The 288-nt window shown below is 43.8% G+C and carries 1 protein-coding gene; it reads left to right on the top strand.

Going from position 1 to position 288, the window contains the following annotated elements; all coding sequences use genetic code 11:
* Nucleotides 1-288: methyl-accepting chemotaxis protein (locus tag CWB98_RS23555; protein WP_249364755.1), on the top strand; the 288-nt coding region annotated here is incomplete at both ends.

The following is a 288-nucleotide window of genomic DNA, read 5'->3' on the forward strand; positions in this document are numbered from 1 at the left end:
ACTCTGTTGCAGCCGCGATTAATGAGCTTGAAAGCTCTTCAAGTGAAGTAAAAAATACCACCCACTTTGCATCAGAAAAGTCGGATAGCAGCAATCACCTCGCAGAGGAAAGCATGGCTGTTGCTAATCATACTGAGCAAAGTATCAACCAATTAGCACAAGATGTAAGGCAAGCTGCAGAACAAGTTTCTCAGCTTCAAGCACAAACTCTTGAAGTGGGTAAAGTACTCGAAGTGATCAGTAGTATCGCGGAGCAAACCAATCTCTTAGCGCTCAATGCAGCAATAG

The organism is Pseudoalteromonas rubra (assembly GCF_005887115.1).
GTDB classification, from domain to species: domain Bacteria; phylum Pseudomonadota; class Gammaproteobacteria; order Enterobacterales; family Alteromonadaceae; genus Pseudoalteromonas; species Pseudoalteromonas rubra_F.